This is a genomic window from Aphanothece hegewaldii CCALA 016 (genome assembly GCF_003007785.1).
GTDB classification, from domain to species: domain Bacteria; phylum Cyanobacteriota; class Cyanobacteriia; order Cyanobacteriales; family Microcystaceae; genus Chroococcus; species Chroococcus hegewaldii.
In genome coordinates, this window is sequence record NZ_PXOH01000015.1 from 42,764 (window position 1) to 64,278 (window position 21,515).

The window sequence follows — 21,515 nt, forward strand, 5'->3', positions numbered from 1 at the left end:
GAATTGAACGGCGAAGCGGTTTTTGATTTTAAAAGTCTAAGGCATATAAATTATCAATCATGGAAGCCGACCGAAACGAGTATCCTAAGTGATATTCTGCATAATCTCTCAGTAATCGTTCTATCTTGATCCATGCTAGATCGAGAAAATTCTTAGACAGATTTTCGGGTAAAAGTTGTGTCCATTCGGGCAGAAACTTTTTCCCTAAGTGCTGCAATATAGTTAATTCTACTGCTCCTAGTCGTGCATGAATTTTCGGTATCGCTAAATTTTCGTTTTTTTCACTGTCTTTAGGTATTTCTGTCAGTTGTATTGAGCCACCTGCTTCTAGACTAAAACCCGATCGCCATCGTAGATCAGTAAAATTAGGGTAGATTTCTTGTCGAGTGACACAGCATAACTGTACTTGTGGCCCAATTCCAGCAACGACTAATAAATGAAAAATGGCTTGTGTTAAATGAGGTAATAATTCACTCTCATCTAATAGGGTTTCAATTCGTCGTAAATGTTCTCGCAATAATTGATAGAGTTCGGTTTGGGGTTGTTCACTTAAGGCCAAACCAAGGACTAATTCTGCAAGATATTGACTCGCGGTTAATTTGCCTAAATTTTGACTTAATTTGGGATAGGATTCTACTGTATCAGCTTGGGTGACTTTATCGAGCGATCGCCCTTTGACAATTAGTAAATTATTCACCACAAATAGTTCACTTCTCCCGCGCAAAGATGATTTATGTTTTCTCGCGCCTGGAACGACTGCCCGCACTAGACCATACTCTGATGTTAAAATCGTCACTAAACGATCAGCTTCTCCGAGTGGCATTCCTTTAAGGATAATTCCCGTTGCTTGATAGGTGTTGCTCATCTAGTAACTATTTTCGATTTCTGATTGTTTCGGTATTTGTTGCATCATTACTAACTCAACACCTTTGGAAGTCCCTAAACGACTTGCCCCTGCTTCAATTAGTGCGATCGCTTGTTCGACAGTCCGAATACCACCTGATGCTTTAATTTTGACTTGTCCTTTAGAAACATCTCGCAAAAAACGAACATCAGCTACTGTCGCACCGCCAAACCATCCTGTACTTGTTTTCAAGTAAGTAACTCCCGCATCCATACAAATTTCAGCCGCGAGACGTTTTTCGGTATCGGTTAGTAAAGTTGTTTCTAGTATTGCTTTTACTGTTTGTCCTGTTTCTTCACAAATTGAGGCCATTTCTCGGTAAAGTTCTTCAGTTCGACCCGATTTTAACCATCCTAAATTAATTACAATATCTAATTCTGTTGCACCGTTTTCGATCGCTTCAAGTGCCTCATATTGTTTAACGCCCGAAGTTGTCGCCCCACAGGGAAAACCGATCACCGCACAAACTTTAGTTTTTCTTCCGTGAAGTAATTGTACAGCTTGTCTCACCGCCGATGGATACAAACATACTGTCGGAAAATGATACTGATCTGCTTGAAAGCAATACTGTTCGACTTGTTCGGGTGTTGCTGTCGGAACGAGTAAAGCATGATCGATATATTCTGCTAGATCGATTAAGTCTAAATCTGCTCCAACCATATGTGTTTGTAGATTAGTGTCTTTTTTTATTATAGGCAATCGATGGATCTCTTAGACGGCCAGCGCGCTCGACAATCTTGTAGCAAGAGGGAATTCACCGACTTTTATCCGTTTTTTATTCTCGCGATACCACGATTTGTGACAAATATGTCATTATAGTAACATTTTTTTACAAAAAGCCACATTACAATAATGAGGAGGAACTAGAGCGACGAGGAAACTCCGATGGGATTAGTCAAAACCGTTTCAATACATCCACTCGAATCGATACAAGGGGGAATGGCGCAATTTTATACCCCTCAATCCTGTAACGAAACGATGTTAGTTCAAATTCCAGGCGGAACGATCGATGATTTATTCGTACATCGCTATCAAACAGATCAGATTATGGTAGTACGAGGCAGCTTTGTATTAGTCATATTAAGCGATCGCCAATACAAATACATCAATCTTAGTGAACATCAGTCCCAAGTCGTCACCATTCCCCCTGGTGTACCACATGGTGCGATTAATTTAAAAGACGAACCATGCTTTTTAGTCAATGCAGTAATACGTCATGGAATTGCTCTATTAAAAGATTATCAACCGCTAAAACGACCTTTCCCCTACAATCTTAGCCAAGCCCAAGCCGAAGACGTTACTTTAAATTCTTGTTCCTTAGTCGCCTAGTAAAAAAACTCATATCTCTCTTTTGTTTTGAAATGGTAGTCTAGGAAGAGAATCAATAGGACTTCTGCCGTGTCCCGTGAGTTATGCCCTTACTAATTTTAATTGCTGATGATGATGCTGGAATTCGCTTGGCGGTGAAAGATTATCTTGAACTAGCGGGTTATTCTGTGATTACGGCCGGAAACGGACTAGAAGCACTAACTTTAATTGAAACCTATCACCCTCATCTATTAATTTCGGATATCAAAATGCCGAAAAAAGACGGCTATGAACTTGTTTTCCAAGTCCGTCAACGTCCTGAATTTAGACTATTACCTGTAATTTTTCTCACCGAAAGAAGCAATACCCAAGAACGAATTAGAGGGTATCAAGTTGGATGTGATGTCTATTTACCAAAACCCTTTGAGATGGAAGAACTCAAAGCAGTAATTCGGAATTTGTTAGAGCGATCGCAAATGATTCAAGCCGAATGGCGATACAAAGAAAAAGAAATTACACAATATCATAACTCATCAGAATTGGGTGAAACCGTAACCACACTCTTAAAAGTACTCGACTTAACCCGACGTGAACAACAAGTACTAATTTACCTAACAGAAGGACTTTCCAATGTAGACATTGGACATCAACTTCATCTTAGTCCAAGAACCGTTGAGAAATATGTCAGTAGTTTATTAAGAAAAACTGCGACGAGTAATCGTGCTGAATTAGTACGATTTTCGTTAGAACATCACTTAGTAGATTAATTACTTTTATTGAAAATATATTCACTCTAAAGATGGATTAGAAATAGTAGCTAAGGATAGAGCAAAAAGAGCTAAAAGATTAGTTATTGTGGAAATTAGCGAATTTAACTTAATTCAATAAGCAATATAAAAATTTCGGAGGAATACCATGAACGTTAAACGTTTTTCTTTAGCTCGGATCGTAATCGTCTTCCTAGCTGGAATAATATTAATCGTCAATACCGCTTGTAGTCAGTCTCCTTCAGCTTCAGCTTCTAGAGGTACCTATTCATCAGGAGTTGCAGACGAAGTTACAGAACCCTCAAATAATTCCGCTAATAAACCCTATTCCGCTCAACCTACCAAACACGCATCAGATAAATCAGGGAACTATCCCCTTGAAAAAATCCAAGCTGAACACATGAAAGAAAGCTACTCTACCACTGAAGCAGTACCAGGAACAATGAATAATTTTAAAGATACTGAACCTGGGGTAGATAAAGCTGGAGCCAAAGCAAGTTATCTTGTTGAACAAGCCAAGAAAAATTTAGACAAACGCGCAGGTAGTCCTCCTGAAGCAGTAGAAAATCTAAAAGAAACAGCATCATTAAATAAAGTTGGTGATAAGCTAAATCAATATTCTGACTCTTTAAACAATACCGCCGAAGGCGTGAAAGAAGGAGCTAAAAAAGGCTTTCAAAATCTAAAACAAAACGTCAAATCAGCAGCCGATGACGTTTCTGACAGTATTCAATAATTGAAAAAGTTTGACCGTTCATCCGTTCAAAAGTAGCAGTTTAGGCTTAGGGGCTAGAATACGTTATTTAATCAAGCGTATTTAGCCCCTATTTTTTATGTGTCTCACAGTATAACAGCCCTAGCTATAATCTATTTCTTTAGTTAGTTATCTAACATATCTTAGGTCGGATGACTAATCATGACGCTTCATCCTAAATTTAAACTATACTCTTTGTAGACTTACAAAGCACAAAAAACCAATATAAAATTTTTAGGAAAACACCCATGATTCAACGCGGTTCTAAAGTAAAAGTTCTTCGTAAAGAATCCTACTGGTTTAACGATGTAGGCACCGTTGCTTCTGTAGACAAAGGCACTGGTATCTTATACCCGATTATTGTTCGTTTTGATAAACTCAATTATGCTGGTGTTAATACAAATAACTTTGCGTTCAATGAAGTAGACGAAGTTGGAGCACCCACCGAAAAATCGAAGCGTACTACTGCCACCGATAGCGGCCGCGATACTCCTATTGAACCCATAGCCCGCAGAACAGGTCAAGGTGAAATGGAAAGCACTGTCAGACCTGGTGCAGAAGCAGAAGCCCCCTCAGTCGATACAACTGCTAAAGAAGGTTCACCAAACCAAGGGACAGAATCTCGCTAAATTCTGGCTAAATTATCCCTCCATTTCTAGCCCCTTTCGAGGGGCTAGAAATGACAAACTATATCTATAGATTAAATATTATGTCTAACGCTCAACAAGAACAACTACAACCGCCACAACATCAAGAGCATCAACCAGGAATAGAATCTCAGATGACTCCTCAACCTGAGTATAACGACGCTCAATATAAAGGCAGTGGTAAACTTAAAGATAAAGTAGCTCTCATTACAGGTGGCGATAGTGGTATTGGCCGAGCCGTTGCGATCGCTTATGCTAAAGAAGGAGCCAATGTAGCGATCGTTTATCTCGATGAACACGAAGACGCTAAAAAAACAAAACAACTGGTCGAAGAAATTGGCCAACACTGCATAACCCTAGCGGGTGACATCGGTGATGAACCCTTTTGCCAAAAAGTCGTTGAGCAAACCGTTGATGAATTAGGACGACTAGATATTTTAGTTAATAATGCTGCCGAACAACATCCGCAAGAAAGTATTGAAAAAATTAGTGCCGAACAACTCGAACGGACATTCCGGACTAATATTTTTTCGATGTTTTATCTCACCAAGGCGGCTTTACCCCATCTTCATGAAGGCAGTACAATTATTAATACAACTTCGGTCACAGCCTATAAAGGAAGTCCCGAACTCCTAGATTATTCTTCTACGAAAGGGGCGATCGTTGCCTTTACCCGCTCTTTATCCCAAGCCTTGGTTAAAAAAGGCATTCGGGTTAATGGCGTGGCTCCTGGTCCCATTTGGACACCACTTATTCCCTCGACATTCCCTGAAGAAAAAGTCGAAAGTTTTGGCAAACAAGTCCCCATGCAAAGAGCAGGACAACCCGAAGAAGTTGCACCAAGTTACGTGTTTTTAGCTTCCGATGACTCGTCTTATTTCGCTGGACAAATCCTACACCCAAACGGGGGAAGCGTTGTCAATAGTTAATCATAAATTCTCAAAGGCTTGGTTATTTCTAATTAAGAAAAATTGAAAACCAAGCCTTTAGTATATATTTAATATATATTTTGCTCAAGTTTTTTTTCCACTTCACAAAGCAACCCACGACAAGCATCTAATAAAAGATCTAAAACGCGCTCAAAGCCTTGAGTTCCACCATAATAAGGATCAGGAACTTCTTTTTGTGAGTGATGAGTTGCATAATCACAGATCATTTTGACCTTATCTCGATACTTGCCTTGTCGATCTAAAGCTAAAATATTACGATAATTTTCGCGGTCCATCGCCAGAATTAAATCAAATTCTTCAAAATCGGACGCTACAAATTGTCTAGCTTTACCAATCATAGGTATACCTCGTCGGACTGCGGCGGAAGTCATGCGATCGTCTGGAGATGAACCAATATGATAACTAGAGGTGCCAGCCGAATCACAAATAATTTTATGACTCAAATTGGCTTGTTTAATGAGATGATTCATAATATTCTCAGCAGCCGGAGAACGACAAATATTACCCAGACAGACAAATAACAACTTATAAGGCATGAAAGTTATATAAAGTTATATAATTTTAATCCAGTTACCGATTATAGCGAGATTTCCCTAGACACACATATCAGGGAGCAATCTAGATTATATATTCGTCATATGATAAGCAGAGGCTTTTAAGCCCTTTGGTGAAATTGAGGAAAGACTAAATGCTAAAATTACCGCGTCGTCGAATTAACCCATATCGTAACTCCTACTATAGACCCAAAAAAAGCAACCGCAAAATTTCTTTACTTTGGTTAGGTTTAGCCATTCCAGCATCAATTGTTGTGTTGGAATTAGGAGCGCGTATGTTTTTTGGTTTAAGTGGCAAAAGCGACGATGTAGCGGGAATTTCTCCAGTCAATGAAGCTTATCGCTTAAAGTTTTTAACCGAGAATCAGCAACCTATCGAAGGATTACCCGATGATGGTAATTTGGTCGTCAAGCGAAGTTCTTCAGTTGGCTATCAACTCCTCAGTAATCAAAAGACGCAATACTGGAAAATTAATGCACAGGGCTTTCGGGATCAAGATCCTCTACCCTTAGCAAAACCCAAAAATGAAATTAGAGTTTTTGTGCTTGGGGGATCAACGGCTTTTGGACAAGGTACACAAAAAAATGAAGATACGATCGCATATCAATTAGAATCTCTACTCAAACAACGGATCGCCAATCAAGAAAAATCACCTGAAAAATATCGCCCCGATGTTTTCCCATTTTTCAAACCCGATCGAGAAAAACTTTTTAAACTTCCCGCAAAACTTCGCCCTGGACAATATCGAGTCATTAATGCGGCTGTACCTGGTTATAGTTCTGGTAATGAATTAGCTCAACTCGCTTTAGAAATCTTACCTTATCAGCCTGATGTTATTATTATTTTAAATGGATATTCAGATTTAATTTTACCGAGTAATCGAGAAAAAACCGATGTACCTCAATTAGATGATTTTCTTGAAAATGCTTCAGTACATTTTCAAACCGCTTTTAGTTCCTCACTCAAACAATGGTTAGACAAAACTTATTTAGTGAAAACGGTTAACTATTTATTATTCAAACCGCAGCCCTCAATTGCTAATGATAGTTTAGTATTACCAGTAGAAGGTAAATCTTTAGTGCAACATTTACCCACTAATGAACAAGAATTAAACAAAAGAATTAAACGTTATCAAGATAATCAAAAACAGTTGATTAATTTGTGTGCTAGGCTAAATATTCCCGTTATTATCGGAATTCAACCAGAAATAACAGGTGTTCCTATTGAAAAACTATCCTCTCAAGAAAGAACTATTCGAGATCAATTAGGAACGGATTATCTGACAAAAATGTCTAAATCCTATGAAAAATTAGCTAAGGACGGACAACAACTCTCTAAATTTTACCCAAACAATCTTAAAATTCAGAATTTTTATTATTTACCTGCTAAATTCCCTAGTCCAGTTTTTCTCGATGCTATTCATTTAACCAATCAAGCTAATAAAGGAATTGCTCAACAACTTTATTATACTTTAACCAATTGGGAAAAAATGCAAATTATACCACAATATTTTTATTTAAAAGATTAAATGTTATTAAATATGCTATGAATATTTCCCTTAAAATAATTTAGGGATTTTATTTTTTATCATTGAGCATTAAATAGGGTTTGTAGAACAAACTCCTACGCTCAATATTTAGAGACGCGCCATAGCACGTCTGTACGATTTATTGTTGAGTTTGAGTTGTATTATTTACTCCTGTGCGCCCATCAATAATTAAAGTATTTGGAATCGTTTGAGGTTGCGGTTGTATTGCTGGTTGAGATTGTGTTTGTAGTTGGGTTTGAGGTTGTATTGGTAATTGTGTTGCTGGTTGTATAGATGGTTGTGTTGCTGGTTGCGGTGTCATATTATTTAATATCTGATTCAGATTTTGTCGGTTTTGAAAGGCTTGTCTTTGAGCTTTCACTTTTTGAACAAAAGGGATGCGTTTGTCTTCTGCTAGGGAGCGCAATTCTTGTAGAGTTTCTTCACTAATCGTTGTAAAAGTTTCAGGATCATTTGTATTAGTAGGAGCCACTTGAGCAACTGCTGGTGAGGCTTTTGGTGTAATCGGTTTTTTAGCTGGTGTTTTGATTAATACGGTTGGGCTTGTTGGTGTTGAAGTTGCTTTAACTTCGACAAACTGCGGCTCAATAGAAGGAGGTAAAAGGGCGCTTTTTAAATCGGTTTTGGGTTTAACGCTTGTTACCACGCTTTTGCGTTGAGGAATACTAATTTGTTGCGGTTGAATGGTAGGCTGTACAATTGTATTAATCACGGGTTGAGCGGGTGGTGTCGCTGTACTGAGAGAATTTGAGGATAAAACTGATAATTTTTTGATAGACGACTCAGCAGAATGATTATTTTTCGCTGTCTCACTTGTCGTTATCGGCAGCACAGGAGGTTGTGTCGTAGTCGTGTAAGAATCAGCCCATTTCGCCCAACTTAATAGACTATTAGCGAGTAAAATCAGCAATATAGAACCAAATCCCCAAGGTGTTAATAAAGATTCGAGCCATAACGGTCTATCGGAGGCATAACTAGAAGAAGGATTTGGTACAAAAGTAGCATAAGCCTCGTCATCGTCATAAACGTCTAAATGATTGATCTCTTGCGATTGATGAACAATAGAGATAGAGACAATTTCATCACGAGAATCTGAAGATGTGCTGTAATGACTCTTATAATCTTCTGGTAAGGAATTACTCATCGCTGGTTGGTTAAATGATTCTTAAAATGGATAGGGATGCTAATTTTATTTTTCCCACATAGTTTACATTAATTCCTATGTCCTTCAAATCTGTTGAAGAAATTTTAAATTTCGTTACTTCCTCGCCCGGTTGGGAAACTTATCAACAATATTGTCATCTTCTTGAGTGTTGGCGAAAGCTCGTAAGTCCCCAAGTTTCTCGTCATACTCGCCCGATTTATATTTCTCGTCAAATTCTTTGGGTGGCTACTTCTAGTGCAGCTTGGGCGCAGAATATGTCTTTGCAGCGTTATTCCCTACTAAAAAGGCTAAATCCGATGTTGGATGATCCTCTTGAGGATATTCGTTTTTCTTCGGCTTTGTGGCATAATATTTCGCAAAGTACAGCCGATGAAACAATTAAGGTTACATCATCGCAACAGCATCCAAGTTATGTTCCACCCGATTTAATTAGTAATGAGAAAGACGCATCGTCAAACAGCGATCGCTCTGTTACTTCTTTTGATTCTTGGATCGAAAAAATGCGTTTAAGAGCGCAAAAATTACCCCCTTGCCCCCTTTGTCAGTCTCCTACTCCTGTTGGCGAACTTCAACGCTGGAATTGCTGCGGTTTTTGTGCTAATCGTCCCAAACCGTCTTAATGATTAAATCTGCATAAATTTTGCATGAATCCATAATATTTTTAGAAGTGCTTATTACCTCTTTTTTCACCAATTATTACCTTGTTTTTATCTGGTTTCTATTCCTTAAAACCTTGATCCCCATATTGTATCTATCAAAAGGAATAACTTTAATAAGTTTCTTTTCATCTCGGAAAATGTAATACTTTAGCCATTATTAAGTTTTGTAATGTAATTATTAAAACAATATAAAAGGCAATTTTAAAACGGGGATCACTGAAAACCACAGAGCATGATATTTCTAGCTTGAGATTTTCTCATGATGCAACTTTTGAATTAATGGAGAATATAAATAAGGGAAAAATAATTATGAATGCCCTACAAGTAAAACTCCATGAAAACGGCCAACTTTCTAGCTTCTTCCTGTCGATACTGTCGGTATTACCAGTCGGAAGGACGTAGAGGAGGGATGTGTCAACAGTTAGGAGTACCCGTACAAGGCCAGTGGAAAGCTTGTTCATTGGCGACTCATCCTTTTACTTCTGCATGGGAAAATCTTGAAGATGTTGTCAGATTAGAAAATTCACTAAATTTAAACTGTCCTGAGCAAGCTAATTCTACACCAGTCGTTAAACATCCGACGATGGCTGAAACGAAACAGGAAGCGACTGTTTAAATTGAAGCAGTGGAGAACACATTTAATTAAAACAAGCTAATTCATTTTAAAATCAATTCAATTAAAATTTTTAACAAACTAAATTTAGTTTAAATCGCGCTTTTAAAGGGGAAAGGGGCGATTTAACGTTTTTAGGGCAACCAAGGATATTGTCGAAAGTTAGGCGATCGCTTTTCTAAAAAGGCCTGTTTTCCTTCTGCTCCTTCAGAGGTCATATAATAAAGTAGTGTCGCATTCCCGGCTAATTCCTGTAACCCAGCTTGACCATCACAATCAGCATTAAACGCAGCTTTTAGACAACGAATAGCTATAGGACTTTTTTCTAAAATTTCTTTAGCCCATTGTACGCCTTCTGCTTCGAGTTGATCTACAGGGACTACACAGTTAACTAAACCCATCTCTAAAGCTTGAGACGCATCATATTGCCGACAAAGAAACCAAATTTCACGGGCTTTTTTTTGTCCAACAACGCGAGCTAAATAACTTGCTCCAAATCCACCATCAAAACTACCGACTTTTGGCCCCGTTTGCCCAAAAATCGCATTATCCGCCGCTATTGTCAGGTCACAGATCAAGTGTAAAACATGACCCCCACCGATCGCATATCCAGAAACCAACGCAATAACTACTTTAGGAACCGATCTCATCAGACGTTGTAAATCTAAAACATTGAGACGAGGAACCCCATCATCACCAATATAACCCGCTTGACCTCTAATACTTTGGTCGCCTCCCGAACAAAAGGCATATTTTCCATCTGTATGAGGGCCTGCACCTGTTAATAAGATAACACCAATGCTTTGATCTTCTCTGGCATCACAAAAAGCATCATACATTTCAAACACGGTTTTAGGGCGAAATGCGTTGCGCTTGTGGGGACGATTAATGGTAATTTTAGCGATGCCATCCCATTTGTGGTATAGAATATCTTCGTAGGTTTTGGCGATTTGCCATGCAGCTTCCATAGATAATGATGCGTGACTAGCTTGGGCATTTTTAACCTTATCATGATCGATCGCCTTTGTTCATGAAGAAGCAAACTCTACAGACGTATTTCTCTAGTTAGAGAAAAAATAAATAGTTTGAGCAATTAAGAAAAACGAAATGTATCCCTAGGAAGTAGAGTGACTCCGCATAAATCAATATAATTCTTTTAAAACTTGAAAACGTTTAATTTATAAACAAGAGTAACCTTATGTCATCTACTTTTTCTTTTTTTAAACAAATTCTAAGACGGGGAATTTTTGTAGTCGTTTTAGTAAGCTTAATTAATTTGGCAGGCTGGTTTTTACCGACGATTCAACCAAGTTACGCAGGTGTTTCTAGTCCTGCCGAAGAATTAAAAGATATTAGAAAAGATTTAGCCGCACAAGATCCAGAAAAGATTTACGAAGAAGCAACAGATCCTAGTGTTGATCCTAAAATGGGAGTCGAAAAAAAATTCGAGGAAAATCTTAAAGAATATAATAAAGAAAACCCCGATCAAGGTGGACTCTTAGGAGGAGCCAAAGAATTGATTAATAAAATTACAGAAGAAAAATAGAATCAATTTCTTTAATATTAAATAAATGGTTATAGGGGCTTGATTTTCAAGCCTTTTTGTGTATATATATCTATCATCGGCTCTAAATTGTTGCTTTTGATTATATTTTGTTTTTAGGCTCATTTGTTTTATCTTTAGACGAAATCTGCCAAACCGATCGTAAGATCGAAGATAAGACGGAATAGACTAGATATAGAGCCAACAACGAGACAACGTGAATGGATAAACAACCTGTACAGAGTGCAGAACCCAGTCAACAAGCTGCACCGATTAAACTCCCGAAAACCAGCGAATCAGAGAAATTAAAACGAATTCGTCATACGACTTCTCATGTGATGGCGATGGCAGTACAAAAGCTTTTTCCTAAAGCACAGGTTACGATCGGCCCTAGTACAGAAACAGGATTTTATTATGATTTTGATGTGGCAGAACCTTTTACAGACAAGGATCTCAAAGATATCAAGAAAGAAATGATTAAGATTATTAATAAAAAACTTCCTGTCATTCGAGAAGAAGTCACAAGAGAAGAAGCGGAACAACGTATCAAAAAGATTAACGAACCTTATAAACTAGAAATCTTAGAAGGCATCTCTGAACCGATTACCTTGTATCATTTGGGTAATGAATGGTGGGATCTCTGTGCGGGGCCACATATCGAGAATACCAGCGAAATTAATCCAAAAGCGATCGAACTTGAAACGGTTGCGGGTGCGTATTGGCGAGGGGATGAAACCAAAGCACAGTTACAGCGTATCTATGGGACTGCGTGGGAAACGGCCGAACAACTCACAGAATACAAACGCCGAAAAGAAGAAGCATTAAAACGAGATCATCGTAAACTCGGCAAAGAATTAGGATTATTTGTTTTTTCTGACTTAGTTGGCCCTGGTTTACCCCTGTGGACTCCCAAAGGTACTTTAATTCGATCGACTTTAGAAGATTATCTCAAACAAGAACAAGCTAAACGCGGTTATCTTGGAGTTGTTACGCCGCATATTGCCAGAATTGATTTATTTAAAACCTCTGGACATTGGCAAAAATATAAAGAGGATATGTTCCCCATGATGGCAGATGATCAAGAGTCTGCCGAAAAAGAATTCGGGTTTGTTCTTAAACCGATGAATTGTCCCTTTCATATCCAAATTTATAAGAGTGAACTACGTTCTTATCGAGATTTACCGATGCGGTTAGCCGAGTTTGGTACAGTTTATCGTTATGAACAGTCGGGAGAATTAGGCGGTTTGACTCGTGTACGGGGGTTTACGGTTGATGACTCTCACTTGTTTGTTACACCAGAACAGTTAGACGAAGAATTTTTAAAGGTTGTTGATCTTATTCTGAATGTCTTTAAAAGCTTGCAATTGAAGAATTTTAAAGCGAGACTGTCTTTTAGAGATCCTGCATCCGATAAATACATTGGTACTGACGATGTTTGGGAAAAATCCCAAGGCGCAATCAGAAAAGCAGTACAAACCTTGGGAATGGACTACTTTGAAGCACCGGGGGAAGCGGCATTTTATGGGCCAAAACTCGATTTTATTTTCCAAGATGCGCTAGAACGGGAATGGCAACTCGGAACAGTACAAGTAGACTATAATTTACCGGAACGCTTTGAATTAGAATACGTGGCTGAAGATGGAACCCGTAAACGTCCTGTAATGATCCACCGTGCGCCCTTTGGTTCGCTTGAGCGTTTAATTGGTATTCTGATTGAGGAGTATGTGGGTGATTTTCCCTTATGGTTAGCACCTGTTCAAGTTCGCTTGTTACCTGTGAGTGATCCTCAGTTAGAGTATGTCAAAGATGTTGTTGATAAGATGCGACTTATGGGAATTCGTGCCGAAGCGGATACCTCCGGGGAAAGATTGGGTAAAATGATTCGTAATGCTGAAACGCAAAAAATCCCTGTAATGGCGGTTGTTGGTGCGAAAGAAGTGGAATCAAATACTCTCAGTATTCGGACTCGCGCATCGGGTGAATTGGGAGCGATTTCGGTTACTGAAGTAATCGAAAAAGTAACAGAAGCGATTACTAATCATACTAACTTTTAGATATTGGGTGGGCATTGTCCCACTTTTTAGTGTTTTTTGATAACAGGTAAAAAGGAAAACTCATTATGACAGCTATACAAAATAGAACTTCTCTACTCTCAAAGCTATTCAACTCAACTTCAACCGATAACACTACTCTACAAATTGCCCTGACGATCGTGCGTGTTAGTGTTGGTTTATTAATGATTCATAACGGTTTCTCTAAACTCGCTGATGTCCAAAAGTTTGCTGATAACGTCGTGAGTTTTATCGGTTTACCCTTCCCGGTCTTTTTTACCTATTGCGCTGCTTATACTGAAATAATCGGCTCAATTTTGCTATTACTTGGATTATTTACACGATTGAATGCGCTTGGTTTACTCTTCACGATGGGTATTGCCATTTTATTTCATCTTAAAAAAGACGGATTGCAAATTGCTTCACTAGAAACCGCCTCGCTTTACGGACTTTTTTATCTCTTTTTTCTTCTCAAAGGTGGCGGAAAATTTTCTCTTGATGCGTTATTGGCAAAATGGTTGACAAAAAATGAGTAATGTGTATCAGAATAAAAACTTTTATTTAATCTCTAAACATCTTTTTTTAACTTTCTTTGAGGAAAAGAGTCATTCTTTATTGAGTGTCGTCATTTCCTCTTTAATTTTTTAACTGTCTTCATTTCATAGAGGTTTAGCTAACTTTAGTTTATTGATAGACCGACTCGCAATGACCATTCATATCCTGAAAAAGTCAACACAAATTGAAACAAAAAGTAAAAGAAGTAATAACACAAAATTAGTAGAAGCTGAATAGAGAGGTCACAATTATGAGTTATGCGATTATTCGGATTCAAGCGATTCAAAAAGAATTAGAGTTACTGCAAAAAAATTTGGCTGATGAACTTCAAGGAACTCAGAAACCAACTCAGTTACAAGGACTATGGAAGGACATTGATATCAGTGATGATGATATCGAAGAAGCCCAACAAGCTGTTTTTCGGACTGCTTATGAAAAAGAGGATGTAATTGAGTCATGAAAGAAGTCTATCTAGTTGATACTCATGCTTTAGTTTGGTTTATGACAGAAAATTCGCGTTTACCACCAAAAGCAAAGCAAATTTTGAGTCAAGCTGAAACAGGAGGTGTTGAAATCCTTATATCTACTATAGTTTTAGCTGAACTTACTTATATTATAAAAAGGAAAAATATACCAATTAGCATTGATGAAGTTTTGAACAGAATTAACAAAGGAAGCGGTTTCAATATTGTCCCTTTTGATTTAGAAGTATTTCAAATCTTACTGACTCTGCCAGATACTTGGGAAATACACGATCGCATCATAGCAGCAACAGCTAATTATTACAAAGCTATCTTGATTACTAAAGATGGAGTTTTAAAAAATTCAAACTTGTTAAAGGTTGTTTGGGACTGAAAAACTCAAACAACGTCTTTTTGTTTTTTGATATGGGTCGGGTTGATTTGAATGCTACTACCACAATAACTCGCAATGAACTCGCAATGACCCCTCATATACTGAAAAAGTCAACATAAATAGAAAACAGTTATGGAAGACTTAATTCAGAACTCACAAGGTAAGTTAACCAATCTTCTACAACAAATTGAGAAAGGTCAATTTAAAAAGGCTAGAGAATGGGGCGGTGCGGATGTTATTATCACCACAACTCCTTTACAGCCTAGTCAATCTGAACAAAATTTTTATCCTGACCCTGCTACTTCAAACATCATTGTTATTACTCGTCATGCACAATGCTTAAGTTGGTTATTTTGTCAACTTGGCAGTATTCTAGGCTGGAGTTATGATTCTCTTACTAAATATGCTTTTTTTAGTAGTCTTGCGATCGCAGCCCTTCGTTATCAGTATGAACATCTACACCTTGACGTTAAAGAAAGTCTAACTAACCAAGAGCAAGAAATCTTAAGCAAAATACTAGCTAATCCTGAAGAAATTGCCGCTTATCAAAGTCAGCCTGTTATTATTAGCCATTTTGGCGTACAAATTCCCGCTTTAATGGCAGGTGATGGAACTCAACCACAAGGAATTTTACTTGCTGTTGTTCATGAAGCAGAGAAATGGCTTACACAAATTAATCAAGCTACGGAATATTAATCATTAATTATTGAGGAGACAAGCATTATGACTCATGCAATCTTTATGTACGGTTCAAATTTAGATCGTGAGCAACTCAAAACAAGAGCAAAAAATTGGGATTTGAAAGCTCAAAAAGCATACTTACCTAAACATGAATTACGTTTTAATAAGCGTAAACAGGATAAATCTGCTGCGGCTAATATTTGTCCTCATCCAACACGTTCAGTCTGGGGAATCATCGTAAAATTAAATAATGAGGATTTATATGAAATGGATTTTCGTGAAGGACATCCAAAGCATTATGCTCGTAAACCTCATACTGTTTACACATTTGATGAGCAAAAAGCGGTTGAGGTTGATATATATATTGCTCAACCTAAGTTTATTGATGATACTTTGCACCCCAGTCGAGAATATTTACAAAAAATAATTGATGGCGGACATTTCTGCGGGTTGCCTGGCGATTATCTTAAAGCGATTGAACAACAAAGACTTATTTAATCTGGACTAAATCTTTAACTATTAAATAGGGGCAATTTATGCGGTAGACAAACTCATTATTTTCCTGCCTATCGCATTTAATATTATTTTTATCTCCTAGTAAGTCATTAATAATTTTTTTGCAACGAGATAAGTTGCTCTCCCAACCTTTTTCATCTGCATTACTATCAAGGTATTTATTTTGCAAAGCTTGTAGTATTGTTGAACGTAAGGGGGTCTTTTTTTCAGCTATCAATGTGAAAAAACTTTTAACAACAGTGGGTCGTATTTTGTTATTGCTAGTCGCACTCGGTAATTGAGTTTCTTCAATTTTGGGCAAGCTTTTATCTTCTCTCATATCAAAAATTAAACAATTTTGCTGGTCTTGTATATCTTGTACTAGAGACTTTAATCGAAAGTCACTAATCGATTGCCATCTGTGAGGTCTCTGATTGGTTAGAATCAAATAAACTTTCATTGAACCATGTTTAAAGTAAGGATCTAAATCTTCATAAGATAAATCATCACAAGCATAGACAAGCATTTCTAAAAGATTATATTTTTGTTCTTGAACTAATCTTGATTCAAATTTATCTTGCTCTGGTTCTAAGCTAAGTTGTTTTGCTATTTTAGAAATTACTTGTTTGTCTCCTAACTTATATCTACATAATGCTATGTAAATCAAAGCTTCTGTTTGGTAATAAAAATTTTCATCTAGCTGATGTAATATGTTATCCGCTTTTTGCCAGTTTTTTTGTCTTAGATAGAGATGAGCCAAACGATAATATAAATCGTCTAGTGGAATCTTTTCTAGATAATTTTCAAATTTTTCAATAACTTCTTCTAACTGAGTGGTTAGCTTAGAACAATTAGTGTGTAATAATTTTTGCTCGAAAGTGTAATGTAAAGCATCAGCAGCCAATAGCTGTAATTCTATTTCAGATTGTTTTGATTGTAATTTTGACAGAACATTCGGTAAACTCATTGGAAATCTACTAAAACTCAATAAATTAGTCTATTTATAGATTTCCCAATTGCTGCCAACGAATTAACTTCAATACCTTAAAACAACAAAAAGAGGTCATTTGACCTCCCCTTGCTTCGTATCAAACCTAAGATTATAGTAATCCAGTGTTTGCACCTGGTTTACCAGTAGCTAACTGAACTTTAACAATTTTTCCGCCCATTTTCATAATGCGTTGTTGTTCCTGAAACCAGTTGTCATAAGGAACTAACTTAGTGAAATAGGTATTTTGTAATTCGCGTTGAGTTCGGATGCGGCTTTGGCTAGGAACACACGCAGTAATTTTAAACATCCGCATGGGTATAAATTCTCCTGATTCTGATAAAAGTCTTGTAGTGAGAGTCTATCTTAATCTTATATGACAAAGGTCGGGAGTCAGAAGTCAATACTAGATCGTCAAAACCGATAAATTCAGCCTTTAACCAGCTAGCACTCACTCTTGACTTCCCGAACCTTAATTGACTCCTTAATTACGGGGTCTTGCGCGGGTTGTCTAGCTTAAGCCAGAGCAAATGTAGTCGAAGTATACACCCATTTCTTTACCAGCATCAGCACCGGTTAAACTAGCGGTAACTTCTTTCATAGCTTGGATCGCTTGAACGGTGGAAGAAACGGGAACTCCTAATGAGTTGTAGGTTTCTTTTAAGCCGTTGAGAACGCGCTCATCAAGAATGGAAGGATCGCCAGCTAACATAGCATAGGTAGCATAACGGAGGTAGTAGTCTAAGTCGCGGATACAAGCAGCATAGCGACGGGTGGTGTACATATTGCCACCTGGACGGGTAACATCAGAGTACAACAGAGATTTAGCAACAGCTTCTTTAACGATACCAGCAGCATTAGCACTGATTACGCTGGCTGCACGTACGCGCAGTTCTCCAGAAGAGAAGTAGTTTTTGAGTTTGTCGATCGCAGATCCATCAAGGTATTTACCTTGAACGTCAGCAGAGTTGATTACAGAGGTGATTGCGTCTTGCATAGTTATGCTTCCTTATTTTTTGTCTAGTCTGAAAAATCGTTACAAACCAAAGTGACGGTCTTTCACAGTCAATTACTGCATTGCGCCGATCACATAGTCAAAGTATGAAGAAGCTTCTGAAGCATCGTCAGCAGACATTAAGCCTGTTGCAACTTCTTTCATTTCACGAACGCTTTGAGCAACAGCACCGATGTCAGTTCCCAAAGATTTGTACATTTCACGTACACCGACTAAACCAATTTCTTCGATGGGGGTGATATCACCTGAAACTACACCGTAAGTGATTAGACGGAGGTAATAGTCCATGTCGCGTAAACAGGTAGCGGTCATTTCTTCGCCGTAAGCATTTCCACCAGGAGAAACTACGTCAGGACGTTTTTGGAAAAGACGATCGCCTGCTTGCTTAACAATTGTTTCACGTGCGCCAGTTAGAGTTTCAGCGATCCGTAGGCGGCTTTGTCCGCTAACTACGAAAGCTTTGATTCTATCTAGTTCGCCCGGGCTGAGATAGCGGGCTTCGGCATCTGCATTCACGATAGACTTCGTGACGATACTCATTGATGAATTCCTCCCAGTAGATGAGAATTTAAAAACTTAAGCTGATATCTTATACCAGAATCGGCTACTGTGGCGAGCTAGTTAATATTAACTTTTGCCATATTTTTACTGAGTTGCTTGACAAATCTTTATTTTTGTGATTTGTTTCACTTTTCAGTTGTCTAGTCTCACAGCAGCCTGACCCAATCATTTTCAGGCATTCTGTTCACATTCGCTGTCATTTCGTAATACTTTTTAACATTTTCCTCAGAAAACCCAGAGAAGCTTTTAGCTCGTTTCAAAATTGAACGGATTAGATTAATGCTTTTGTACTATAATAATTGCGTCTTGACATATTGAAAATTGTTAAAAAATAATGCTGTATTCAAAACTACCATTTGTCCAAAAAACATCATTTAATTACCATCGCAATTTCTATATCTGGAGTTAGACACTACTCATTAACACTAGATACGTGGTATAACTAAAAAGCACTATTGATATCAGACGAAAACAATAGTACATATATATATTTTTTTTAGCGTAATCTATGCAACCGATTTTACTGACTCAAAACGCTATCAACAACAAGAGCAACAGAGTCGATACTCAGCCATCTCGTACTACATCTGGACAACACACAGGAACAGAAAACCAAATTCAAGTTATACGGCGAGATGGTTCTTGGACAGCATTAGATATCAGTAAAATCAGAACAGTTGTAGACTGGGCTTGTGTTGGGCTAGACGTTAATTCAATTGCCTTAGAAGCATCATTTAACACTCGTCTTCGTCATGGTATCACCACCAGAGACATACAAGATAATCTGATCAACTGCGCTTTAGAAATGTGTAGCCCCGATGAACCCGACTGGCGGTATGTCGCAGGAAGACTTCACATCTGGAGTTTATGGAAAGATACACTCGTCTCTCGTGGCTATTCCTATGGGAACTATGAAAAAACAGTACAAACTCTTGTAGAAACTAAACATTACGATCGCAGAATATTAACCTACTCACAAGAAGAATTAAAACAAGCGGGATCTTGGCTCAATCCTGATTGGGATACAGAATATGATTATGCAGGAGCCGTTTTATTAACCAGTCGCTACTTATTGGCGAATGAATTGCCCCAAGAAGCCATTCTGACTTGTGCTTTGCTTTTAGCTTCCCCTGAAACAGCCGAAAATCGTTTAATGTGGGCAAGACGTTTCTATGAAGCGATCGCAACTCGTAAAGTTTCCCTCGCCACGCCAATCTTAGCTAATCTTAGAGTGCCTAACGGTTCTTTGACCAGTTGTTTCATTGTGTCGATGGCTGACAATTTAGAAAGTATTTTCAGCGAAATCACTAACACAGCAAGGATCTCGAAAAACGGTGGGGGTGTTGGGGTTAATGTTAGTAGAATTCGGGCGACAGGAAGCGATGTGATGGGTAAACCTAACGCATCAGGTGGGGTTGTCCCTTGGATTAAACTACTCAATGATACAGCGATCGCCGTTAATCAAGGTGGAAGACGTGCCGGTGCAGTTACCATTAGTTTAGATATTTGGCATCTCGATGTACCCGATTTTCTGGAAATGCAAACCGAAAACGGAGATCAACGTCGTAAAGCTTATGACATTTTCCCACAACTTGTCCTCAGTGACGAATTCATGCGTCGGGTCATTAATAAAGAAGAATGGACATTAGTTGATCCCTACGAAATCAAAAGCAAACTAGGTATAGAACTAGCTGAACTTTGGGGCGAACAGTTTGAGCAAGCTTATAAATTAATCGAAGCTAAAATCGGTACAGAAATTACACTTTATAAAAAGATTAATGCTAGAGAACTGTTTAAAACTATCATGCGAAGTCAGGTAGAAACAGGAATGCCCTACCTAGCGTTTAAAGATACCATTAATAAAGCCAATCCCAATAAACATGAGGGCTATATTCCTGGGGTGAATTTGTGTGTTGAGTCTTTTTCTAACGTTACTCCAGGAAAATTAGCTCATTGTTGTAATCTCGTTAGCCTAAATCTTGCTAATATTGCCGATGAAGAATTAGAGCAAGCTTGTCGAATTTCTGTGCGAATTTTAGACAATACTATTGATATTACTAATCCTCCTTTAACTGAAGCAAAAGATCACAATAATCGTTATAGAACAATTGGTGTTGGTTGCATGGGGTTAGCCGACTGGTTAGCCAAACGAAAATTAAATTATGAACGTTTAGACGAGCTTAATCATCTATTTGAAGAAATTGGCTATTGGTGTACTCAAACCTCAATGGAACTTAGCCAAGAAAGGGGCGCATATGAAGCATTCCCCGGTAGTGAGTGGGCAAAAGGTAAATTAATTGGCTCAAAAAATGTAGAGTGGTTTACCCTGAATGCAAGTCAGCCCCAAAGATGGGTAAAACTATCCGAAGATATTCAAAAATATGGTATCAGAAATTCTCATATAACAGCGATCGCACCTAATACATCCTCATCTTTAATTCAAGGTTGTACAGCCAGTATTCTGCCAGTTTATAGCCGTTTCTTTTATGATAAATGGGCAAAAGGAACAGTACCGATCGCGCCACCTTTTATTAAAGATTATTTCTGGTTCTATCCTGAAAATAAATCTTTAGATCAGAAAAAAGTGATTAAAGCAGTTTCAGTTATGCAGCAATGGATAGATACAGGAATTTCGATGGAATTATTGTTTAATCTTAATCAAGGAACTTATTTTCTTGATGAACCTGAAAGAGTAATTACTGCAAAAGATATCTTTGAAGTATTAATTATGGCATGGCAAGAAGGATGTAAAGCCATTTATTATATCCGTACCGTACAAAAAGATAACTTTAAAGAATCTGACGATACTTGTTCTTCTTGTGCCAATTGAATCTTAAGTAGAACTTTAATTATGATTTTTTTTTGCTGGCGTTGATAGAATATCACTATACAGTGTCTGG

General features: G+C 37.9%; 25 protein-coding genes. 16 read left to right on the forward strand and 9 right to left on the reverse strand.

The window, feature by feature from the left end; translation table 11 throughout:
• Window positions 1–28 precede the first annotated feature (28 nt).
• On the reverse strand, window positions 29–865 hold the full coding sequence (gene recO / locus C7H19_RS14130; protein ID WP_106457528.1) for a DNA repair protein RecO: 837 nt from the start codon (window positions 863–865) through the stop codon (window positions 29–31).
• A complete protein-coding gene (gene deoC, locus C7H19_RS14135) occupies window positions 866–1,564 on the reverse strand; it encodes a deoxyribose-phosphate aldolase (protein WP_106457529.1) in 699 nt (232 codons plus the stop codon).
• A 225-nt stretch (window positions 1,565–1,789) separates the two neighbouring features.
• On the opposite strand from deoC, the gene C7H19_RS14140 reads away from it, so the two are divergent.
• The 5 genes from C7H19_RS14140 (at window position 1,790) to C7H19_RS14160 (ending at window position 5,309) form a co-directional block, all read left to right on the forward strand.
• Complete coding sequence (locus C7H19_RS14140; RefSeq protein WP_106457530.1) at window positions 1,790–2,233, forward strand: cupin domain-containing protein; 444 nt, start codon at window positions 1,790–1,792, stop codon at window positions 2,231–2,233.
• An 83-nt stretch (window positions 2,234–2,316) separates the two neighbouring features.
• Window positions 2,317–2,979: a response regulator transcription factor gene (locus C7H19_RS14145; RefSeq protein WP_106457531.1), complete on the forward strand. Its 663-nt coding sequence runs from the start codon at window positions 2,317–2,319 to the stop codon at window positions 2,977–2,979.
• A gap of 148 nt (window positions 2,980–3,127) precedes the next feature.
• Window positions 3,128–3,715, forward strand: coding sequence for a hypothetical protein (locus tag C7H19_RS14150; RefSeq protein ID WP_106457532.1), 588 nt, complete (start codon window positions 3,128–3,130; stop codon window positions 3,713–3,715).
• A 266-nt stretch (window positions 3,716–3,981) separates the two neighbouring features.
• On the forward strand, window positions 3,982–4,362 hold the full coding sequence (locus C7H19_RS14155; protein WP_106457533.1) for a photosystem I reaction center subunit IV: 381 nt from the start codon (window positions 3,982–3,984) through the stop codon (window positions 4,360–4,362).
• A 50-nt stretch (window positions 4,363–4,412) separates the two neighbouring features.
• Window positions 4,413–5,309, forward strand: coding sequence for an SDR family oxidoreductase (locus C7H19_RS14160; RefSeq protein ID WP_281261727.1), 897 nt, complete (start codon window positions 4,413–4,415; stop codon window positions 5,307–5,309).
• A gap of 68 nt (window positions 5,310–5,377) precedes the next feature.
• Here C7H19_RS14160 and C7H19_RS14165 read toward each other — a convergent pair whose 3' ends face one another.
• On the reverse strand, window positions 5,378–5,866 hold the full coding sequence (locus tag C7H19_RS14165; RefSeq protein WP_106457535.1) for a low molecular weight protein-tyrosine-phosphatase: 489 nt from the start codon (window positions 5,864–5,866) through the stop codon (window positions 5,378–5,380).
• A gap of 152 nt (window positions 5,867–6,018) precedes the next feature.
• Here C7H19_RS14165 and C7H19_RS14170 point away from each other — a divergent pair, with 152 nt between their 5' ends.
• Window positions 6,019–7,413, forward strand: coding sequence for an SGNH/GDSL hydrolase family protein (locus C7H19_RS14170; protein WP_106457536.1), 1,395 nt, complete (start codon window positions 6,019–6,021; stop codon window positions 7,411–7,413).
• Window positions 7,414–7,552: 139 nt separating this feature from the next.
• Here the strand turns inward: C7H19_RS14170 and C7H19_RS14175 are convergent, their stop codons facing one another.
• On the reverse strand, window positions 7,553–8,578 hold the full coding sequence (locus C7H19_RS14175) for a hypothetical protein (protein ID WP_106457537.1): 1,026 nt from the start codon (window positions 8,576–8,578) through the stop codon (window positions 7,553–7,555).
• A gap of 77 nt (window positions 8,579–8,655) precedes the next feature.
• Between C7H19_RS14175 and C7H19_RS14180 the strand changes: the two genes are divergently transcribed.
• Window positions 8,656–9,219, forward strand: coding sequence for a DciA family protein (locus tag C7H19_RS14180; RefSeq protein ID WP_106457538.1), 564 nt, complete (start codon window positions 8,656–8,658; stop codon window positions 9,217–9,219).
• 373 nt (window positions 9,220–9,592) lie between these two features.
• The gene (locus C7H19_RS14185; protein WP_106457539.1) at window positions 9,593–9,874 is read left to right on the forward strand and encodes a hypothetical protein; all 282 of its coding nucleotides are present in this window, start codon (window positions 9,593–9,595) and stop codon (window positions 9,872–9,874) included.
• Window positions 9,875–10,005: 131 nt separating this feature from the next.
• Here the strand turns inward: C7H19_RS14185 and menB are convergent, their stop codons facing one another.
• Window positions 10,006–10,839 (reverse strand): 1,4-dihydroxy-2-naphthoyl-CoA synthase, encoded by an 834-nt coding sequence (gene menB, locus C7H19_RS14190; protein WP_106457540.1) that lies wholly within the window; start codon window positions 10,837–10,839, stop codon window positions 10,006–10,008.
• A 230-nt stretch (window positions 10,840–11,069) separates the two neighbouring features.
• Between menB and C7H19_RS14195 the strand changes: the two genes are divergently transcribed.
• The 7 genes from C7H19_RS14195 to C7H19_RS14225 all read left to right on the forward strand — a co-directional run bounded on the left by C7H19_RS14195 (window position 11,070) and on the right by C7H19_RS14225 (window position 16,054).
• Window positions 11,070–11,417, forward strand: coding sequence for a hypothetical protein (locus tag C7H19_RS14195; protein WP_106457541.1), 348 nt, complete (start codon window positions 11,070–11,072; stop codon window positions 11,415–11,417).
• Window positions 11,418–11,635: 218 nt separating this feature from the next.
• Complete coding sequence (gene thrS / locus C7H19_RS14200; protein ID WP_106457542.1) at window positions 11,636–13,468, forward strand: threonine--tRNA ligase; 1,833 nt, start codon at window positions 11,636–11,638, stop codon at window positions 13,466–13,468.
• Between the two features lie 65 nt (window positions 13,469–13,533).
• Entirely contained in the window at window positions 13,534–14,001 is a 468-nt protein-coding gene (locus C7H19_RS14205) for a DoxX family protein (protein WP_106457543.1), read from the forward strand.
• Between the two features lie 269 nt (window positions 14,002–14,270).
• Window positions 14,271–14,480 carry a hypothetical protein gene (locus C7H19_RS14210; RefSeq protein WP_245927532.1) on the forward strand — a complete coding sequence of 70 codons (210 nt, stop codon included), beginning with the start codon at window positions 14,271–14,273 and terminating at the stop codon, window positions 14,478–14,480.
• Window positions 14,477–14,875, forward strand: coding sequence for a type II toxin-antitoxin system VapC family toxin (locus C7H19_RS14215; protein ID WP_106457545.1), 399 nt, complete (start codon window positions 14,477–14,479; stop codon window positions 14,873–14,875). The genes C7H19_RS14210 and C7H19_RS14215 overlap by 4 nt, the downstream gene beginning before the upstream one ends.
• A gap of 132 nt (window positions 14,876–15,007) precedes the next feature.
• Complete coding sequence (locus tag C7H19_RS14220) at window positions 15,008–15,571, forward strand: hypothetical protein (protein ID WP_106457546.1); 564 nt, start codon at window positions 15,008–15,010, stop codon at window positions 15,569–15,571.
• A 27-nt stretch (window positions 15,572–15,598) separates the two neighbouring features.
• Entirely contained in the window at window positions 15,599–16,054 is a 456-nt protein-coding gene (locus C7H19_RS14225) for a gamma-glutamylcyclotransferase family protein (protein ID WP_106457547.1), read from the forward strand.
• Here C7H19_RS14225 and C7H19_RS14230 read toward each other — a convergent pair.
• The 4 genes from C7H19_RS14230 to C7H19_RS14245 all read right to left on the reverse strand — a co-directional run bounded on the left by C7H19_RS14230 (window position 16,047) and on the right by C7H19_RS14245 (window position 18,594).
• The gene (locus C7H19_RS14230; RefSeq protein WP_106457548.1) at window positions 16,047–17,018 is read right to left on the reverse strand and encodes a tetratricopeptide repeat protein; all 972 of its coding nucleotides are present in this window, start codon (window positions 17,016–17,018) and stop codon (window positions 16,047–16,049) included. The genes C7H19_RS14225 and C7H19_RS14230 overlap by 8 nt on opposite strands.
• 133 nt (window positions 17,019–17,151) lie before the next feature.
• Window positions 17,152–17,355 (reverse strand): phycobilisome linker polypeptide, encoded by a 204-nt coding sequence (locus C7H19_RS14235; RefSeq protein WP_106457549.1) that lies wholly within the window; start codon window positions 17,353–17,355, stop codon window positions 17,152–17,154.
• A 195-nt stretch (window positions 17,356–17,550) separates the two neighbouring features.
• Window positions 17,551–18,036 (reverse strand): allophycocyanin subunit beta, encoded by a 486-nt coding sequence (gene apcB / locus C7H19_RS14240; RefSeq protein ID WP_106457550.1) that lies wholly within the window; start codon window positions 18,034–18,036, stop codon window positions 17,551–17,553.
• A 72-nt stretch (window positions 18,037–18,108) separates the two neighbouring features.
• The gene (locus tag C7H19_RS14245) at window positions 18,109–18,594 is read right to left on the reverse strand and encodes an allophycocyanin subunit alpha (RefSeq protein ID WP_106457551.1); all 486 of its coding nucleotides are present in this window, start codon (window positions 18,592–18,594) and stop codon (window positions 18,109–18,111) included.
• A gap of 529 nt (window positions 18,595–19,123) precedes the next feature.
• Between C7H19_RS14245 and C7H19_RS14250 the strand changes: the two genes are divergently transcribed.
• Window positions 19,124–21,445, forward strand: a complete 2,322-nt coding sequence (locus tag C7H19_RS14250) for a ribonucleoside-diphosphate reductase subunit alpha (protein WP_106457552.1) — start codon at window positions 19,124–19,126, stop codon at window positions 21,443–21,445.
• The last annotated feature ends 70 nt before the right edge of the window (window positions 21,446–21,515 follow it).

Excerpts from the sequence above, each read along its gene's own strand:
- recO (WP_106457528.1), bottom strand. The coding sequence starts at position 865 with ATGAGCAACACCTATCAAGCAACGGGAATTATCCTTAAAGGAATGCCA.
- deoC (WP_106457529.1), bottom strand. The coding sequence starts at position 1,564 with ATGGTTGGAGCAGATTTAGACTTAATCGATCTAGCAGAATATATCGAT.
- C7H19_RS14140 (WP_106457530.1), top strand. The coding sequence starts at position 1,790 with ATGGGATTAGTCAAAACCGTTTCAATACATCCACTCGAATCGATACAA.
- C7H19_RS14145 (WP_106457531.1), top strand. The coding sequence starts at position 2,317 with ATGCCCTTACTAATTTTAATTGCTGATGATGATGCTGGAATTCGCTTG.
- C7H19_RS14150 (WP_106457532.1), top strand. The coding sequence starts at position 3,128 with ATGAACGTTAAACGTTTTTCTTTAGCTCGGATCGTAATCGTCTTCCTA.
- C7H19_RS14155 (WP_106457533.1), top strand. The coding sequence starts at position 3,982 with ATGATTCAACGCGGTTCTAAAGTAAAAGTTCTTCGTAAAGAATCCTAC.
- C7H19_RS14160 (WP_281261727.1), top strand. The coding sequence starts at position 4,413 with ATGACAAACTATATCTATAGATTAAATATTATGTCTAACGCTCAACAA.
- C7H19_RS14165 (WP_106457535.1), bottom strand. The coding sequence starts at position 5,866 with ATGCCTTATAAGTTGTTATTTGTCTGTCTGGGTAATATTTGTCGTTCT.
- C7H19_RS14170 (WP_106457536.1), top strand. The coding sequence starts at position 6,019 with ATGCTAAAATTACCGCGTCGTCGAATTAACCCATATCGTAACTCCTAC.
- C7H19_RS14175 (WP_106457537.1), bottom strand. The coding sequence starts at position 8,578 with ATGAGTAATTCCTTACCAGAAGATTATAAGAGTCATTACAGCACATCT.
- C7H19_RS14180 (WP_106457538.1), top strand. The coding sequence starts at position 8,656 with ATGTCCTTCAAATCTGTTGAAGAAATTTTAAATTTCGTTACTTCCTCG.
- C7H19_RS14185 (WP_106457539.1), top strand. The coding sequence starts at position 9,593 with ATGAAAACGGCCAACTTTCTAGCTTCTTCCTGTCGATACTGTCGGTAT.
- menB (WP_106457540.1), bottom strand. The coding sequence starts at position 10,839 with ATGGAAGCTGCATGGCAAATCGCCAAAACCTACGAAGATATTCTATAC.
- C7H19_RS14195 (WP_106457541.1), top strand. The coding sequence starts at position 11,070 with ATGTCATCTACTTTTTCTTTTTTTAAACAAATTCTAAGACGGGGAATT.
- thrS (WP_106457542.1), top strand. The coding sequence starts at position 11,636 with ATGGATAAACAACCTGTACAGAGTGCAGAACCCAGTCAACAAGCTGCA.
- C7H19_RS14205 (WP_106457543.1), top strand. The coding sequence starts at position 13,534 with ATGACAGCTATACAAAATAGAACTTCTCTACTCTCAAAGCTATTCAAC.
- C7H19_RS14210 (WP_245927532.1), top strand. The coding sequence starts at position 14,271 with ATGAGTTATGCGATTATTCGGATTCAAGCGATTCAAAAAGAATTAGAG.
- C7H19_RS14215 (WP_106457545.1), top strand. The coding sequence starts at position 14,477 with ATGAAAGAAGTCTATCTAGTTGATACTCATGCTTTAGTTTGGTTTATG.
- C7H19_RS14220 (WP_106457546.1), top strand. The coding sequence starts at position 15,008 with ATGGAAGACTTAATTCAGAACTCACAAGGTAAGTTAACCAATCTTCTA.
- C7H19_RS14225 (WP_106457547.1), top strand. The coding sequence starts at position 15,599 with ATGACTCATGCAATCTTTATGTACGGTTCAAATTTAGATCGTGAGCAA.
- C7H19_RS14230 (WP_106457548.1), bottom strand. The coding sequence starts at position 17,018 with ATGAGTTTACCGAATGTTCTGTCAAAATTACAATCAAAACAATCTGAA.
- C7H19_RS14235 (WP_106457549.1), bottom strand. The coding sequence starts at position 17,355 with ATGCGGATGTTTAAAATTACTGCGTGTGTTCCTAGCCAAAGCCGCATC.
- apcB (WP_106457550.1), bottom strand. The coding sequence starts at position 18,036 with ATGCAAGACGCAATCACCTCTGTAATCAACTCTGCTGACGTTCAAGGT.
- C7H19_RS14245 (WP_106457551.1), bottom strand. The coding sequence starts at position 18,594 with ATGAGTATCGTCACGAAGTCTATCGTGAATGCAGATGCCGAAGCCCGC.
- C7H19_RS14250 (WP_106457552.1), top strand. The coding sequence starts at position 19,124 with ATGCAACCGATTTTACTGACTCAAAACGCTATCAACAACAAGAGCAAC.